The sequence below is a fragment of the Aromatoleum toluolicum genome (genome assembly GCF_012911005.2).
GTDB lineage: Bacteria > Pseudomonadota > Gammaproteobacteria > Burkholderiales > Rhodocyclaceae > Aromatoleum > Aromatoleum toluolicum.
In genome coordinates, this window is record NZ_WTVS01000043.1 from 12,900 (window position 1) to 28,062 (window position 15,163).

The following is a 15,163-nucleotide window of genomic DNA, read 5'->3' on the forward strand; positions in this document are numbered from 1 at the left end:
GCGAACTCCGGCCGCCCGATCGCATTCCAAAGTAGACGAATTTAGTCGGTTATTGGATTTTGTGACCAAGGGCTCGCCCATGACGACCTTGCGACTGCCGTCCCCTCTGCGCGACACCATCATTGCTGCGGCGCAGACGGGCTATCCCGACGAGGTGTGCGGACTCCTGCTGGGGCGCCAGGACCCGGATGTCGTGACCGTGTGCGCGGTCCATCCCGCTCGCAACGTGCACCCGGATCGCACCGCGGACCGTTTCCTGATCGAGCCGCAGGATTATCTCGACGCCGAATACGCGGCCGCCGCCGATGGGCTGCAGGTGGTCGGCGTGTGGCATTCCCATCCCGACCATCCGCCCCGGCCGTCCGATACCGATCGCGAATTCGCGTGGGCGGGCTGGTCCTATCCGATCGTCTCGGTCAACGGCGGCGTCGCCACCGAGTTGCGATCGTGGCGGTTGGAGGGCGAAACGTTCGGCGAAGAGGAGGTGCTGCCATGAGCCGCGTCATCGTTCGCATTCCGACTCCGTTGCGTTCCTACACCGGCGGCGCCGACGAAGTCGAGGTCGAGGCCGCCACGGTCGGCGAGGCGCTGCACGCCCTCGCCCGTCGCCACGAAGGACTGCTGTCACGCGTATGTGCGGCGGATGGCTCGCTGCGTCCCTTCGTCAATGTCTACCTCGGCGCGGACAACGTGCGCGATCTGGGCGGACTCGCCGCCGCCCTGCCGCATGACGGCGCCGTGCTCGCGATCGTTCCGGCCGTCGCCGGTGGCGCCGGCGGCGCGCGCGAGCGACGGATCGCGGAACTCAAGGCGAGCGTGCCCGAGGTCAGTCCGCGCGAAGCCTTCGCCCAGCAGGCGCAGGGCGCCGCGCTGATCGACGTGCGCGAGGCGGACGAGATCGCCCAGGGCAGTCCCCGCGACGCATTCCGCCTCGGTCGCGGCTTTCTCGAACTGCGCGTGGAGGAGGCCATCCCCGATACCGACCGGCCGCTGCTGGTGATGTGCGGCGGAGGTGTCCGCTCGCTGTTTGCGGCCGAGGACCTGCAGCGGCTCGGCTATCGCAAGGTCGCGTCTGTGGCGGGCGGCTTCTCGCGCTGGAAGGCCGAAGGCCTGCCCTTCGAGACCCCGCGCGGCCTCGATCCGCACGCGCGCGAACGCTATGCGCGGCACCTGACGATGCCGGAAGTCGGCGAAGCCGGACAGCGGCGCCTGCTGGACAGCCGCGTGCTGCTGATAGGCGCCGGCGGTCTCGGTTCGCCGGCGGCCCTGTACCTCGCCGCGGCCGGCGTCGGCACGCTGGGCATCGTCGACCACGACGTCGTCGATCGCTCCAACCTGCAGCGGCAGATCCTGCACAACGACGAGCGCATCGGCCAGCGCAAGGTCGACTCCGCGCGCCGCACGCTGCAGGGTCTCAACCCGTCCGTGAATGTCGCGACCTACGCCGAGCGCCTGACCTCGGCCAACGTCGAACGCATCCTCGAAGGCTACGAGGTGGTCGTGGACGGGTCGGACAACTTCCCCACCCGCTACCTCGTCAACGACGCCTGCGTGCGCCTGCAGATCCCTTGCGTACATGGCTCGGTGTACCGCTTCGAAGGGCAGGTAACGGTGTTCTGGCCGCGTTACCCGGCGCGCCGCGGCCCGTGCTATCGCTGTCTCTATCCCGAACCGCCCCCCGCCGAGTTCGCACCCTCGTGCGCCGACGCGGGCGTGCTCGGCGTGCTGCCCGGCGTCGTGGGGCTGCTCGAAGCGGTCGAGACGATCAAGCTGCTGCTGGATCTGGGCGACCCGCTGGTCGGGCGGCTGCTGCATTACGACGCCTTGCGCGCACGCTTCGACGAATACCGCCTCGCCGCGAATCCCGACTGCGCCCTGTGCGCCGAAGGGCGTGCGTTCCCGGGCTACGTCGACTACGAAGCGTTCTGCGCGACGGCCGCGTAAGCGTGCCGCAATGGAAGACGGTCATGGCAGCGATCCCGATCCGCGAATCCGCCCTGCTCTCCGGCGTCGGACATGTCCCGCTGGTCGAGATCCACGCCGCCCGCGAGCTGGCGCCGGCTTGCCGCGTGTTCGCCACCCTCGAAGGCGTGAATCCCGGTGGCTCGATCAAGGACCGCCCGGTCGTGCGCATGTTGATGAAGGCCCTTCAGACCGGCCGCCTCGATGGCGGACGGCGGCTGCTCGATTCGTCTTCCGGCAATGCGGGAATCTCGTACGCCCTGTACGGCGCGGCGCTGGGCGTGCCGGTCACCCTGGTCGTGCCGGGCAATGCCAGCCGCGAACGCCTCGACCGCATCCGCGCCAGCGGCGCCGAACTGATCCTCACCGATCCGCTGGAAGGCTACGACTTCGCGGTAGCGGAAGCACGCCGCCTCGCGCGCGATCACCCCGAGCGCTACTGGTACAGCAACCAGTATTCGAACCCGGAGAACTGGCGCGCACATTACGACACCACTGGCCTGGAACTGCTGCGGGGCGTCGTGGCCAGCACCGGGAAACCGCCGGATGCCTTCGTTGCTGGCATCGGCACCGGCGGCACGCTCACGGGCGTCGCGCGCCGGCTCAAGGAAGCCCATCCGGCCACGATCGTGATCGCGGCGATCCCCGACGAATTCCCCGGCATCGAGGGCCTCAAGCCGCTCGGTCATCCGGGCGACATGGTGCCGGCGATTCTCGACGAGAGCCTGATCGACCGTCGCCTGCCGGTGCGCATGGAAGACGCGATCCCGATGTGCCGGAAGCTCGCGAAGACCGGCCTGTTCGTCGGCCCGTCGGCCGGTGCGCTGGTGCATGTCGCATGCCAGGTCGCGGCCGAGGACGGCTTGCGCTGCATCGCGACGGTGCTGCCCGACACCGGCGAGCGCTATGTGTCGACCGGACTCTGGGCTTGCGAGGACGGGTGACAGGGTAACGGGAACCACAGGGAGCAACGAATGCATGGAGGTGTGCGATGGCACTGCGACTAGGCGACGATGCACCGGACTTCACGGCGGAAACGACGCAGGGAACGATCCGGTTTCACGAGTGGATCGGGGATGGGTGGGCGATCCTGTTCTCGCATCCGAAGGACTTCACCCCCGTCTGCACCACGGAACTGGGTTATATGGCGGGACTCAAGGAGGAATTCGACAAGCGCAATACCAAGATCATCGGCCTGAGCGTGGACAGCGTCAGCGACCACGACCGCTGGTCGAAGGATATCGAGGAGACTCAGGGGCACCGCGTCAATTACCCGCTGATCGGGGATCCGGAGCTCAAGGTGGCCAAGCTCTACGACATGATCCACCCGAACGCCAGCGGCAGCGCGCAGGACCGCACGGCGCAGGACAACCTGACGGTGCGCTCGGTGTTCGTGGTCGGGCCGGACAAGAAGATCAAGCTGATGCTCACCTACCCCATGAGCACCGGCCGCAACTTCGATGAAGTGCTGCGCGTGCTGGACTCGATCCAGCTCACGGCCAAGTATAAGGTGGCGACGCCGGTCAACTGGAAGGCGGGCGAGGACGTGATCATCGTGCCGTCGGTTTCCGACGCGGAAGCGAAGACCCGCTTCCCGGACGGCTGGAAGGCTCCCAAGCCCTACCTGCGCATCGTTCCTCAGCCCAAGTAGCAAGTAACAGTGGCGAATACGTGGCCGGCTCTTGCGGTCTGTCAGGGCGGTGCTCTATACCGGGAATAGCCAGTCCTGAAGCCGAGGAGCCGATCATGCCAAGAAAAGCCATAGCTCACGAGTCCCCGCCTCCACCGCCGGTCGAGCCTGCACCCGATGAATCGCGCGCGACGTGGCCATTTGCCGACTTAACGGCGGCCTGGATGGGGATGCCATGGTTCGACCTGTGGATGCAGTCATGGGCAACGTGGCTCGGACAGCACGGCCCGGAGGGGGCTCCGACGCGTGCTTCCGGGCGCACCCGCTCGAAACGCCCGGAGCGTCGGCATGCAGAACTCCCATGGGTTCCCAAGATCGAGTCGACGGTCATTCCCTTCTGCCGTTCGGAAGATGAACCTGGGACCGAGGCGACAAAGTTGTCGATGCGCGTGCACGTGCCGATATTGCCCTGGATGGGCGGCAGCAACGTGATCTCAATCGATACCGTAATGCCCCACGGACCGGACAAGAAGCACGACGACTGAGCGGATACGTTGCCTTCCTCCTCGCCCAGTATTCCCGCCGCAGTCGCAATCGACGCGCGGCGGGTTATCATCACTCCCGCATATCGGGTGTCGCGGCAGCTATAGGCTGCGCGCGGCGCACTGAGCCGCCTGGTGCGGCTGACCTGATCCTTGGGAGTGTGACGTGTCGAGATCCTTCTTGCGCCGCCTTGCATCGGCCGCCGTTGTCGCAGCCGCGCTGAGCACTGCGGGCTGCGGCTACAACGATTTCCAGCGCCTTGACGAGCAAAGCAAGGCTGCCTGGGCCGAGGTCCTGAACCAGTATCAGCGACGCGCCGACCTGATTCCCAACCTCGTCGCGACCGTCAAGGGCGAGGCGAACTTTGAACAGGAAACGCTCACACGGGTGATCGAGGCACGCGCGAAAGCGACCTCGATCCAGCTCACCCCCGAAATGCTCGCCGACCCGCAGGCGATGGAACGCTTCCAGCAGGCTCAGGGCCAGTTGGGCAGCGCCCTGTCGCGCCTGCTCGTCGTCGCCGAGAATTACCCGAACCTGAAGGCCAACCAGGCTTTCCAGGATCTGCGCGTGCAGCTCGAAGGCACCGAGAACCGCATCACCGTTGCGCGCAACGGCTACATCAAGACCGTGCAGGAATACAACGTCCTTGCCCGCAGCTTTCCGACGAATCTGACGGCGATGGTGTTCAGCTACGCACCCAAGGCAGGATTCACCGTCACGAACGAGCAGGAGATCTCGCGGCCCCCGGCAGTGGAATTCGGCGGTGGCGCACCCAAGCGCTGACGTGCTCAGTCCCCTGCCCTGATGCCGGCCGTCGCCCGTCCCATGCTTGCGCTCGAATACGCCTTGCGCCTGGCGATGTGCGCCCTTGCACTGCTGCTGTGGCCGGGCGCCGCAAGCGCACAGGAACTGATCCCGGTTCCCCAGCTGACGGCACGCGTCATCGACCAGTCGGGAACGCTGTCGTCCGCCGAGCGGCAGGCGCTCGAAGACAAGCTCGCCCGATTCGAAACCGAGCGCGGCAGCCAGCTTGTCGTCCTGATCGTGCCGACGACGGCGCCTGAGGACATCGCCGCCTTCGCGTATCGCGTCGCGGCGGAGTGGAAGATCGGCCGGCGCGACGTCGGCGACGGACTCCTGTTGGTGGTCGCGAAGGATGACCGGCGCGTGCGCATCGAGGTCGCACGCGCGCTCGAAGGCGCGGTGCCGGATCTTGCCGCCTTCCACATCATCGACCGCGCCATCACGCCCGCCTTCCGCGAAGGCCGTTTCGCCGCAGGTATCGACGCCGGAGTCGAGGCGCTGATGGCACGCATCCGCGGCGAAAACCTCGCACTGCCCGAGCCTGAACCCGACGCCCGCGCCTCGCGCGGTTTCGGCTCGCTGCAGGACATCGCCGTCTTCCTCATGTTCGGCGTACCCATCGTCGGCGGCATGCTCTCTGCGGTCCTGGGACGCAAGCTCGGCGCACTGGCAACCGGAGGCGTCTTCGGTCTACTCGCGAAATTCCTGCTCGGCAGCTTCGTGCTGGGCATCATCGTCGCCGTCCTCGCCATCATTTTCGTCTTCGTGCTCGGCACCGGCGGCGGCGGACGCGGGGGCCGCGGCGGGCCCGGCGGACCGATCATCTTTGGCGGCGGAGGACGAGGCGGCTTCGGCGGCGGCGGTTTCGGCTCGGGTGGCGGCGGAAGTTTCGGCGGTGGAGGCGCGTCCGGGCGATGGTAGCAAAGATCAATCCGGCAACCGGGGGACGTCGATGAGCGCCCTCGCCCGTCTCGTCCGCCACCTTTGGCTGGATGCCGGCGATGCCCGACGGGCCGTCGGGCAGGACGCACTGCAGCGCCTCGAGGCGCGCGTGCGCGAAAGCGAACTGCAACACACCGGCGAGATCTGCCTGTGCGTCGAGGCGAGCCTTCCGTTGAGCTATCTGTGGCGCCACCTCAAGGGGGCTCCGATCGCCACCGTCGTGCGGGAACGTGCCGTGACGCAGTTCGGCAAACTGCGCGTGTGGGACACCGAACTCAACAACGGCGTCCTGATCTACCTGCAGCTCGCGGAACACCGCATCGAAATCGTGGCCGACCGTGCCGTGGCGCGGAACGTGAGCGACGCCGAGTGGCAGCGCATGATCGCCGAGGCCACGCCCGAATTCAGGGCCGGCCGCTACGAGGAAGGCTTGGGGCGCGCGATCGACGCCGTCAGCGCGGTTCTACGCTCCGCCTTTCCCGCGACGGATACCGGCGACGACGGCAGCGGACAAGTGAACGAACTGCCGAACCGGCCCATCCTGCGCTGACCGCCCCCCTCCGCTGCGCCACCTCCCCGCGCAGCGCCCGCCATGCGAGCAGCAGCCAGCCGGCGATCAGCAGCGTGCCGCCGATCGGGGTGATCATCCCCAGCACGCGCCATCCGCTCAGCGCCATCACGTACAGGCTGCCCGAAAACACGAGGGTGCCGAGCACGAGCAGGATCGCCGCGGGGCCCGTATGCGGCAAGCGCCAGGCGCCGAGCGCGAGGAGCCCGGTCGCGTGCCACATCTGGTACTGCACGGCTGTGTTCCACCATCCGAGTTCTGCGGCGCCGAGCACGTTGCGCAGGCCGTGTGCGCCGAAAGCACCCAGGGCAACGCCCAGGCCCGCGAGCAGGCTGCCTGCAATCAGGATGAATCGATTCATGGTTGGGTAAGAAGTCGGGTTTCCGCACGGCAAGCGCCGCGCGGCAGAGCGCTGACCGCAGCGAAAGCGTCGGGCAGGCTTGAGACCGATAGTGTCCGCTGCCGTACCCGACGGTGCAATGGCCCACCGCGACGCGGCCTGCCACACCCCCCGGCGCGTGACCCGATGCGCCGGTTGCGACGACAGGACCGCTGTCAGGCAAGCCTTGGGCAGACGTGATCGCGGCCGAAGCTTACAAAAATGTAATTCACCGGTCAGTGTTCTGTTCGTCCGGCGCAAGCATCATCGCCCCCATCATCCACGCCTGCGCGGATTGCCCGCGTTCGCCCCGACCTCATGCCAGTTCGATCCGCCCTTTCCTCTCCCCGGAGCGCCCGAGGCCGCACGAGCCGCCTGCGCTGGGGCATGCTGATCGTGCTCGGCATTTCGTCCTCGCTGGCTGCCCAGCAGCCGGATTCCCGCCCCGGAGGCGATGGCTCCGTCACGATCCGCGCCGTCGTCGCGGCCGCATGGCAGCGCAGCGCCGCGTCGCGTGCGACCGAGGCGCGGCGTGAGCTCGCGGACGCACGACGCGACGCAGCCGGCGGCTGGACGGCGGCTCCACCCAGTCTCACCCTGGTACACAGTTCTGATCGCCTGAACCGCAACGACGGCATGCGCGAAGTCGAGGCCGAACTCGAAGTGCCGCTGCGCACGCCCGGCGTGCGTGCCGCGGGTGCGGCAACGGCCGAGGCGGAAGCCGCGGCGTTCGAAGGCGACCTCGCGGCGGCACGGCTTCGCGTTGCCGCCGAGGTGCGCGAGGCCGTATGGTCGCTGCGGTTGGCCCGCAACGAACTCGACGCGAACGAACGCCGCGTCGCGCAGACGGAAGCGCTCGCCGCGGACGTCGAACGCCGCGTTCGTGCCGGCGATCTGGCTCGTGTCGATGCCAACACTGCACACGCGGCCGTGCTGGTCGCGAAGGCGGCCCTGGCCGAGGTGGTGGCGCGCGTACGACGCGAGCAAGGGCTCTACGAGGCGCTGACCGGTGTCGTGCAGGTGCCCGCAGATACGGAGTTGCCCCCCGCAACGGGCGACCTCGATGCCCATCCGGTGTTGATCGCGGCGCGCGGCACGGCAGACCTGGCACGCGCCCGGTTGCACGAGGCGGGCACTGCGACGCGCGACAGCCCGGAGCTGATCCTCGGCATGAAGCGCGAGCGCGGCGACTTTGGCGAGCGCTACGCGAACACGACGAGTGTCGGCGTGCGTCTGCCCTTCGGTTCCGATGCTCGCAACCGGCCCCTGATCGGCGCGGCGAACGCGGAACTCATCGAGGCCGAGACGACGGCCACGCTGCAGCACGAGCGCCTGAACGCCGAGGTCGAGGCGGCCCGTGCCGAAGTCGAGCAGGCCAGACAAGCCGAGACCTTTGCCGCCGAGCGGGCCCGACTTGCCGCCGACAGCCGGCAACTCCTGGTCAAGGCGTTCGAACTCGGACAGATCGACCTTCCCGCGCGGCTGCGTGCGGAAAACGAAGCATTCGACGCCGAGCTCGCGCTCGGCCGCGCGCGTCTCGAATCCGGCCGCGCGGCATCCCGACTGAAACAAGCCTACGGATTGCTTCCATGAACCCCGTATATCATCGCTTCACGCGACGCCTTCGATGGCTGGCCATCGCAGGTACGGTCATCTTTGCGACGCCCGTGCTCGCCGGCCCGGGGCACGACGGCGGACACGACCATGACGAGGTGCAGCCCGTCGCATCCGGCCCTGCGGTCCCGCGCTTCGAGGCGCACTCGGAGCTGTTCGAGGTGGTCGGCGTCGTTTCGCGCGGTGCACTAACGCTCACACTCGACCGCTACGCGAGCAACGAGCCTGTCCCGGATGCCCGGATCGAGCTCGAGTCGGGCGGATTTAAGGCGCAGGGCGAATACGTTCCCGAACGCCAGTCATATCGATTCGCGTCCGAGCCGTTTGCCACCCCGGGGAGCTATCCGGTGACGCTGACGATCACGGCCGGCGACGATGTCGATCTTCTCGCCGCGGACCTCGTCGTGCCGCAACTCGAGACCGCGCCCGCCGCCGCAGCGGCTCGCGCTTCGAACGGCATCTTGTGGTGGGGCGCCGGCGGTGCTGCCGCGCTGCTTGCACTCACCCTCGGCCTGCGTCGTCGTCGCCCGGCGTCCTGAGAACAGCTCGTATAAAAACATGAAAAACTTTCCCCGAACTTCGCCCGGCCGTGCAATTCCGACCTGGCTGATGCTCCCCTTTCTCGCAGTCGCCCTCGCCGCCCCCGCCTTCGCGGGGCCGGGCCATGACGGTGGCCACGACCACGACGAAATGCCCGTCGTGACCAACCCCGATGCGCCCAAACGCCTGCCCGACGGCTCGGTGTTCCTGCCCAAGCTTTCGCAGCGCCAGCTCGACGTCCGCACCGTCGTCGCCGAACCGCAGTCCCTGCCCCGGACCTGGCAGTGGGTCGGCAAGGTCGTCATGGATCCCAACGCCGGCGGCAAGGTGCAGCCGACCATCGAAGGCCGCGTCGAAGCCGGCCCGCGCGGCTTGCCGGTGCTCGGTCAGGCGGTGCGCAAGGGGGAGGTGCTCGCGCACGTTCGCGCGTCTGCCAACCCGATCGAGCGCGCCGCTCAGCAGGCGCAGGCGGCCGAATTGCGCGCCAGTCTGGATACCGCGAAGAAGCAACTTGCCCGCCTGCAGGAGCTGGAAGGCAGCGTGCCGCGCAAGGAGATCGAGGCCGCGCAGACCGAAGTCCGTAGCCAGGGAGAGCGCCTCGCCGCGGTCGCAGGCAGCCTGAACACGGCGGAGGCGCTCGTCGCCCCGGTGTCGGGCGTCATCGCCGCGAGCAATGTCGTCGCCGGCCAGGTCGTGGACGCACGTGAAGTGCTGTTCGAGATCATCGACCCCGCTCGCCTGCAGGTCGAAGCCATCGCGCATGACGCGACCCAGGCGGACGGCGTCGCGCAGGCCTCCGCATCCGTCGATGGCGGCCGCACCGCCTTCCCGCTGACATGGGTCGGCGCGGGCCGGGCGCTGCGCGAACAGAGCCTGCCGGTGCTGTTCCGCACCGTCGCGGGCAAGACGCCGCCGCTCGCCGTCGGGCAGCCGCTGCAGGTCATCGTGCAGACGCACGAGCAGATCACCGGCATCCCTGTGCCCGCCGCCGCGCTGGTGAAGAATCCTGCGAACCAGGAGATCGTCTGGGTCCATCGCTCCGCCGAACGCTTCGTGCCGCGTACCGTGCGCCAGCATCCGCTCGATGGCGCGACCGTCACCATCACCGATGGGCTTGCCGCCGGCGACCGGGTCGTCGTGCAGGGCGCCGCCCTCGTGAACCAGGTGCGCTGAGGACGACTCATGTTCGACTGGCTCGTCAATCAGTCCCTGCGCAACCGCCTGCTGGTGCTCGCGCTCGCCGCGGTGATGATGCTCTACGGCGGCATGACGCTGGTGCGCACGCCGGTCGACGTCTTCCCCGACCTCAACCGCCCGCAGGTCACGCTGCAGGTCGAAGCCGGCGGCATGGCGCCGGAGGAAGTAGAACAGCTCATCACGATCCCGCTCGAAGTCTCGATGAGCGGCCTGCCCGGCGTGAGCGCGGTACGCTCCGTGTCCTCGGTGGGTCTCGCTTTCGTGTATGTGAGCTTCGACTGGGGCGTCGACATCTACCGCGCGCGGCAGATGGTGAACGAGCGCTTCACCACGGTGCGCGACCAGCTGCCCGCCGGCATCGAACACGCCGCGATGGGGCCGATCAGCTCGATCATGGGCGAAATCCTGCTGATCGCGATCCCGATCGATCCGGCGAAGATCGACCCGATGGCCACGCGCGAATACGCCGATTTCGTGCTGCGCCCGCGCCTGCTGTCGGTCCCCGGCGTCGCACAGGCGATCCCCATCGGCGGCGAGGTGCGGCAGTACCAGGTGCAACCTGACACCGCGCGCATGGCCGCGCTGGGCGTCACCATCGACGACATCGCGGCTGCGCTGAAAGGCTTTTCCGCCAACACCAGCGGCGGCTTCCTCGAACTCAATGCGCGCGAATACCTGATCCGCCACATCGGCCACACCACCCGCCTCGCGGATCTCGAACGCCTGCCGGTCGCCGCCCGCGACGGTCGCAGCATTCTGCTCAAGCAGGTCGCCGCGGTCAGCTTCGCGCCCGCGATCAAGCGCGGCGATGCCGGCTTCAACGGCCAGCCGGCGGTGATCCTGTCGGTGCAGAAGCAGCCCGACGCCGACACCGTGAAGCTCACGCGCGAGATCGAATCCGCGCTCGACGAGCTGAAGAAGTCCCTGCCCACCGGCATGGACGCGCCGCGCGTGACCTTCCGCCAGGCCAACTTCATCGAATCGTCGATCGGCAACCTGCAGGGCAAGCTCGTCGCCGCCTCGGCCATCGTCGCGGTGGTGCTCTACCTCTTCCTCGCCAACCTGCGCACGACGCTGATCTCGCTCGTCGCGATCCCGGCCTCCATCCTCACGACCGTGCTGGTGTTCCGCTACTTCGGCATGTCGATCAACACGATGACGCTCGGCGGACTGGCGATCGCGATCGGCGAGCTCGTCGATGACGCGGTCGTCGGCGTCGAGAACGTGCTGCGGCGACTCAAGCAGGAGCGTCGGCGCGGCGCCGACGGCCACGCCCGCCTGAACCCGCTCGAACTGATCGGCAAGGCCACGCTGGAAGTGCGCTCCGCGATCGTGTACGCGACCTTCATCATCGTGCTCGTGTTCGTGCCCCTGTTCGCGTTGCCCGGTATCGAAGGGCGTCTCTTCATGCCGCTGGGCATCGCCTACATCACCTCCATCCTCGCCTCGATGCTGGTGTCCGTGACGCTCACGCCGGTGATGGCTTATTACCTCCTGCCGCGCATGAAGAGCCTGGACCACGGCGACACGCGGCTTGTGCAATGGCTCAAGGGGCGCTACGCCGCGGCGCTGGAATGGAGCTTCGACCACGCCCGCACGCTGCTCGCCGCCGCGGCCGTCGCGGTCGCTGCCGCGCTGGCGCTGGTGCCCTTCTTCCCGACGACCTTCCTGCCCCCCTTCAACGAAGGCACGGTGCTGGTTGGCCTGCGCCTGAACCCGGGCACCACGCTCACCGAGTCGGTACGCATCGCGACACAGGCCGAGCACCTCATCCGCGAGGTGCCGGAAGTGGTGCACGTCGGTCGCCGCTCGGGCCGCGCCGAGATGGACGAACATGCCGAGGGCGTGCATTCGTCGGAGCTGGACATCGCATTGCGTCCCGGCGAACGCCCGCTCGACGCCGTGTATGCCGACATCCGCGCACGCCTCGCAAGCCTGCCGGCGGCGATCGGCATCGGCCAGCCGATCAGCCATCGCATCGACCACCTGCTCTCCGGCGTGCGTGCGCAGATCGCGATCAAGGTTTTCGGCGACGACCTCGACACGCTGCGCGCCCAGGCCGATGCCCTGCGCGGTCGCCTCGCCGGCATCGAGGGCCTGGCCGACCTGGAGATCGAAAAGCAGGTGCTCACGCCGCAGATCAAGGTGCGCGTCGATTTCGACGCCGCCGAGGCCTACGGCCTGCCGCCGTCGAAGCTGCTCGAGGAGCTGACGATGCTGGTCGACGGCGAACGCATCGCGCAGGTCATCGAAGGCAACCGCCGCTTCAACCTGGTGCTGCGCCTGCCCGACACGGCACGCTCGGTGGACGGCCTCGCCAACGTCCTCATCGACACGCCGAACGGTCGCGTGCCGCTATCGAAGCTCGCGCGCATCGACGAATCCGACGGCCCCAACCAGATCAGCCGCGATGACGGCAAACGGCGCATCGTGCTGTCCGCCAACGCGTCGCAACGCCCGCTGTCGGACGTCATTGCCGATATCCGCAAGGTCATCGCCGATACGCCGCTGCCGGAAGGCTACTTCATCGACCTGGGCGGCCAGTTCGAGGCGCAGGAAGAATCCAGCCGCCTGATCGGCCTGCTGTCGCTGGTCTCCGCCGCGATGGTGTTCCTCGTCCTCTACAGCCGCTACAAGAGCACCGCGCTCGCCCTGATGATCATGGCCAACATCCCCCTCGCGCTGGTCGGCTCGGTGATCGGCCTGTGGCTGTCCGGTCAGCCGCTGTCGGTCGCGGCGCTGATCGGCTTCATCACGCTCGCGGGCATCTCGACGCGCAACGGCATCCTCAAGGTCAGTCACTACATCAACCTGTGCGCCTTCGAGGACGAAAAATTCGACCGCCACATGCTCGTGCGCGGCTCGCTCGAACGGCTGACGCCGGTGCTGATGACCGCGCTCGTCGCCGCCTTCGCGCTCGCCCCGCTGTTGTTCGAGGCCGAACAACCGGGCACCGAGATCCTGCATCCGGTCGCAGTGGTGATCTTCTCGGGCCTGATCAGCTCGACGCTGCTCGATACCTTCGTGACGCCCGCAATGGTCTGGATCTTCGGGCGCAAGCCGATGGAGCGTCTCGTCGCCGATTCCGGCGGCGAGGCGTATTGAACGATCTTTCCACCTTATCCGTCCCAGCATCGACACCAATGGAGAAACCGATGAAATCCCTCAACGCCTTGGTCGCCGCCCTCGCGATCCTGTCCGCGCCCGCCGTCTTCGCCGGCGCCGGTCACGACCTGACACCCCGGCACGGCGGTGCCGTCGTCGAGGTCAAGGATGTCGTGTATGAACTGGTCGCGACGCCCGATGGCCTGACGCTCTATCTGGACGATCACGGCCGGAAGGTCGACACGACCGGCGGCACGGCGAAAGTCACGCTGCTGAACGGCGCCGAGAAATCCGAGGCCACCCTCGCCGCGGCCGGCGACAACAAGCTCGAAGCGAAGGGCGCGTTCAAGGTCGGCTCCGGCACCAAGGCGGTGGCGGTGGTCACGCTCGCCGGCAAGGCGCCGGCGACAGCGCGGTTTTCGATCAAGTAGTCTGTCGCCCGGGCGCCCGCCCCGACGACGGGGCGGGCGTTCGCCGCAGTCTTACTCGGTCACGACACCCATTTCGCCAGCAAAGGCGAGCGGATCCTCTTCTTCGGGCGCGTGGAATGCGCTGCGCGAGATCAGCGAGACCGCGAATGCCGCGATGGCGCCGGGGATCGCGAAGAACAGGAAGTTGAAGTGCAGCGGCATCGCCATCGCCAGCAGCGTGCCGCCGACGATGGGTCCGAGGATCGCGCCGCTGCGTCCGACGCCCGAGGCCCAGCCGATGCCGGTCGAGCGGATCGCCATCGGATAGAACTGCGCCGCATACGCGTACAGCAGGATCTGCGAACCGATGGTGGTCGCGCCGGCCAGCGCGACGAGGATGTACAGAACCTCGGTCGGGCTCTTGTAGCCGAGCAGGCTGATCGATACAGATCCAATGACGAAGAAGACCATCAGCACCGTCTTCAGGTGCAGGCGATCCGCGACGACCCCGCCTCCCACCGCGCCAAAGATGGCACCGAGGTTCAGCACCAGCAGGAAGGACAGGCTCGAACCGAGACCGTAGCCCGCCTGCGTCATCAGCTTCGGTAGCCACGATGCCAGCGCGTAGACCATCAGCAGACACATGAAGAAAGCCACCCAGAACATCATCGTGCTGAGCGCGCGACCGTGCTTGAACAGTGCCACGAGGGGAGCGTGGCCGGTGTTTCCGGTCGGGAAATCATAGCGGTCCCCGGGCTGCGGAACGAAGCTCCCTTCGACGTGCGACAGCAGGATGGCTGCCTCCTGGTCGCGTTTCGCGTGCAGCAGAAAGCCGATGGATTCCGGCAGCAGGTAATAGATCACGGGAAGCAGTAGTAACGGCAACCCCGCGACGAAGAACACCGACGACCAACCGTACGCCGGGATCAGATACATGCCCAGCCCCGCCGACAGCATGCCGCCCACCGAATAGCCGCTGAACATGATCGCGACGAGCGTGGTGCGCAGTTTCTTCGGCGCGTACTCGGTCATCAGGGCGACGACGTTGGGCATCACGCCTCCTATCCCCAGTCCCGCCAGGAAGCGACAGACCGCGAACTCGGTGACGTCGCGCGCGAAGCCGTTGAGGAAGGTGAACAGGCTGAAGAGGATCACGCACACCGCGATCACCTTCTTGCGCCCGAAGCGGTCGGACATCGGACCGAACACCAGTGCGCCGAACATCATGCCGAACAGCGCGTAGCTGCCGAGGGTGCCGGCCTGGATCGGCGTCAGGCCCCACTCCTTCATCAGCACCGGCAGCACGACTCCGTAGATCACGAGATCGTAGCCGTCGAAGATGATGATCAGGGCACACAAGAACAGGACTTGCCAGTGGAAGCGATTGAATTTCGCCCCGTCGATCAGTTTATGTACATCGATATTTCTCATGCTGCCGTGTCTCCTGGTATCGTTTTAATCCCGCA

At 67.4% G+C, this 15,163-nt stretch carries 15 protein-coding genes; 13 read left to right on the forward strand and 2 right to left on the reverse strand.

The genetic code is table 11. The features are described from left to right. Positions 1–61 precede the first annotated feature (61 nt). From GPA27_RS18515 to GPA27_RS18550, 8 genes are all read left to right on the forward strand, one after another. Positions 62–496: a M67 family metallopeptidase gene (locus tag GPA27_RS18515; RefSeq protein ID WP_256223033.1), complete on the forward strand. Its 435-nt coding sequence runs from the start codon at positions 62–64 to the stop codon at positions 494–496. After that, positions 493–1,944 carry a molybdopterin-synthase adenylyltransferase MoeB gene (moeB, locus tag GPA27_RS18520; RefSeq protein WP_169141969.1) on the forward strand — a complete coding sequence of 484 codons (1,452 nt, stop codon included), beginning with the start codon at positions 493–495 and terminating at the stop codon, positions 1,942–1,944. Before GPA27_RS18515 ends, moeB begins: the two co-directional genes overlap by 4 nt. A gap of 23 nt (positions 1,945–1,967) precedes the next feature. After that, complete coding sequence (locus GPA27_RS18525; RefSeq protein WP_169141970.1) at positions 1,968–2,906, forward strand: PLP-dependent cysteine synthase family protein; 939 nt, start codon at positions 1,968–1,970, stop codon at positions 2,904–2,906. A gap of 47 nt (positions 2,907–2,953) precedes the next feature. Continuing rightward, positions 2,954–3,613 carry a peroxiredoxin gene (locus GPA27_RS18530; RefSeq protein WP_169141971.1) on the forward strand — a complete coding sequence of 220 codons (660 nt, stop codon included), beginning with the start codon at positions 2,954–2,956 and terminating at the stop codon, positions 3,611–3,613. Between the two features lie 95 nt (positions 3,614–3,708). After that, positions 3,709–4,137, forward strand: coding sequence for a hypothetical protein (locus GPA27_RS18535; protein WP_169141972.1), 429 nt, complete (start codon positions 3,709–3,711; stop codon positions 4,135–4,137). Positions 4,138–4,300: 163 nt separating this feature from the next. After that, positions 4,301–4,921: a LemA family protein gene (locus GPA27_RS18540; RefSeq protein ID WP_169141973.1), complete on the forward strand. Its 621-nt coding sequence runs from the start codon at positions 4,301–4,303 to the stop codon at positions 4,919–4,921. Between the two features lie 42 nt (positions 4,922–4,963). Next, positions 4,964–5,863 carry a TPM domain-containing protein gene (locus GPA27_RS18545; RefSeq protein WP_169141974.1) on the forward strand — a complete coding sequence of 300 codons (900 nt, stop codon included), beginning with the start codon at positions 4,964–4,966 and terminating at the stop codon, positions 5,861–5,863. A 31-nt stretch (positions 5,864–5,894) separates the two neighbouring features. Next, positions 5,895–6,434, forward strand: a complete 540-nt coding sequence (locus GPA27_RS18550; RefSeq protein WP_169141975.1) for a TPM domain-containing protein — start codon at positions 5,895–5,897, stop codon at positions 6,432–6,434. Here the strand turns inward: GPA27_RS18550 and GPA27_RS18555 are convergent. Then, complete coding sequence (locus GPA27_RS18555) at positions 6,337–6,813, reverse strand: DUF423 domain-containing protein (RefSeq protein ID WP_246261237.1); 477 nt, start codon at positions 6,811–6,813, stop codon at positions 6,337–6,339. The two genes, GPA27_RS18550 and GPA27_RS18555, sit on opposite strands and share 98 nt — an antisense overlap. Positions 6,814–7,218: 405 nt before the next feature. On the opposite strand from GPA27_RS18555, the gene GPA27_RS18560 reads away from it, so the two are divergent. From GPA27_RS18560 to GPA27_RS18580, 5 genes are all read left to right on the forward strand, one after another. Continuing rightward, complete coding sequence (locus GPA27_RS18560) at positions 7,219–8,424, forward strand: TolC family protein (RefSeq protein ID WP_169141976.1); 1,206 nt, start codon at positions 7,219–7,221, stop codon at positions 8,422–8,424. Next, complete coding sequence (locus GPA27_RS18565) at positions 8,421–8,984, forward strand: hypothetical protein (RefSeq protein ID WP_169141977.1); 564 nt, start codon at positions 8,421–8,423, stop codon at positions 8,982–8,984. Before GPA27_RS18560 ends, GPA27_RS18565 begins: the two co-directional genes overlap by 4 nt. A 70-nt stretch (positions 8,985–9,054) precedes the next feature. Continuing rightward, a complete protein-coding gene (locus GPA27_RS18570; protein WP_169141978.1) occupies positions 9,055–10,158 on the forward strand; it encodes an efflux RND transporter periplasmic adaptor subunit in 1,104 nt (367 codons plus the stop codon). 9 nt (positions 10,159–10,167) lie between these two features. After that, on the forward strand, positions 10,168–13,287 hold the full coding sequence (locus GPA27_RS18575; protein ID WP_169141979.1) for an efflux RND transporter permease subunit: 3,120 nt from the start codon (positions 10,168–10,170) through the stop codon (positions 13,285–13,287). A gap of 50 nt (positions 13,288–13,337) precedes the next feature. Continuing rightward, a complete protein-coding gene (locus tag GPA27_RS18580) occupies positions 13,338–13,718 on the forward strand; it encodes a hypothetical protein (protein WP_169141980.1) in 381 nt (126 codons plus the stop codon). A gap of 51 nt (positions 13,719–13,769) precedes the next feature. Here GPA27_RS18580 and GPA27_RS18585 read toward each other — a convergent pair whose 3' ends face one another. Continuing rightward, positions 13,770–15,128 (reverse strand): MFS transporter, encoded by a 1,359-nt coding sequence (locus tag GPA27_RS18585; protein ID WP_169141981.1) that lies wholly within the window; start codon positions 15,126–15,128, stop codon positions 13,770–13,772. Positions 15,129–15,163 lie beyond the last annotated feature (35 nt).

Excerpts from the sequence above, each read along its gene's own strand:
- moeB (WP_169141969.1), top strand. The coding sequence starts at position 493 with ATGAGCCGCGTCATCGTTCGCATTCCGACTCCGTTGCGTTCCTACACC.
- GPA27_RS18525 (WP_169141970.1), top strand. The coding sequence starts at position 1,968 with ATGGCAGCGATCCCGATCCGCGAATCCGCCCTGCTCTCCGGCGTCGGA.
- GPA27_RS18530 (WP_169141971.1), top strand. The coding sequence starts at position 2,954 with ATGGCACTGCGACTAGGCGACGATGCACCGGACTTCACGGCGGAAACG.
- GPA27_RS18535 (WP_169141972.1), top strand. The coding sequence starts at position 3,709 with ATGCCAAGAAAAGCCATAGCTCACGAGTCCCCGCCTCCACCGCCGGTC.
- GPA27_RS18545 (WP_169141974.1), top strand. The coding sequence starts at position 4,964 with ATGCTTGCGCTCGAATACGCCTTGCGCCTGGCGATGTGCGCCCTTGCA.
- GPA27_RS18550 (WP_169141975.1), top strand. The coding sequence starts at position 5,895 with ATGAGCGCCCTCGCCCGTCTCGTCCGCCACCTTTGGCTGGATGCCGGC.
- GPA27_RS18555 (WP_246261237.1), bottom strand. The coding sequence starts at position 6,813 with ATGAATCGATTCATCCTGATTGCAGGCAGCCTGCTCGCGGGCCTGGGC.
- GPA27_RS18560 (WP_169141976.1), top strand. The coding sequence starts at position 7,219 with ATGCTGATCGTGCTCGGCATTTCGTCCTCGCTGGCTGCCCAGCAGCCG.
- GPA27_RS18565 (WP_169141977.1), top strand. The coding sequence starts at position 8,421 with ATGAACCCCGTATATCATCGCTTCACGCGACGCCTTCGATGGCTGGCC.
- GPA27_RS18570 (WP_169141978.1), top strand. The coding sequence starts at position 9,055 with ATGCTCCCCTTTCTCGCAGTCGCCCTCGCCGCCCCCGCCTTCGCGGGG.
- GPA27_RS18575 (WP_169141979.1), top strand. The coding sequence starts at position 10,168 with ATGTTCGACTGGCTCGTCAATCAGTCCCTGCGCAACCGCCTGCTGGTG.
- GPA27_RS18580 (WP_169141980.1), top strand. The coding sequence starts at position 13,338 with ATGAAATCCCTCAACGCCTTGGTCGCCGCCCTCGCGATCCTGTCCGCG.
- GPA27_RS18585 (WP_169141981.1), bottom strand. The coding sequence starts at position 15,128 with ATGAGAAATATCGATGTACATAAACTGATCGACGGGGCGAAATTCAAT.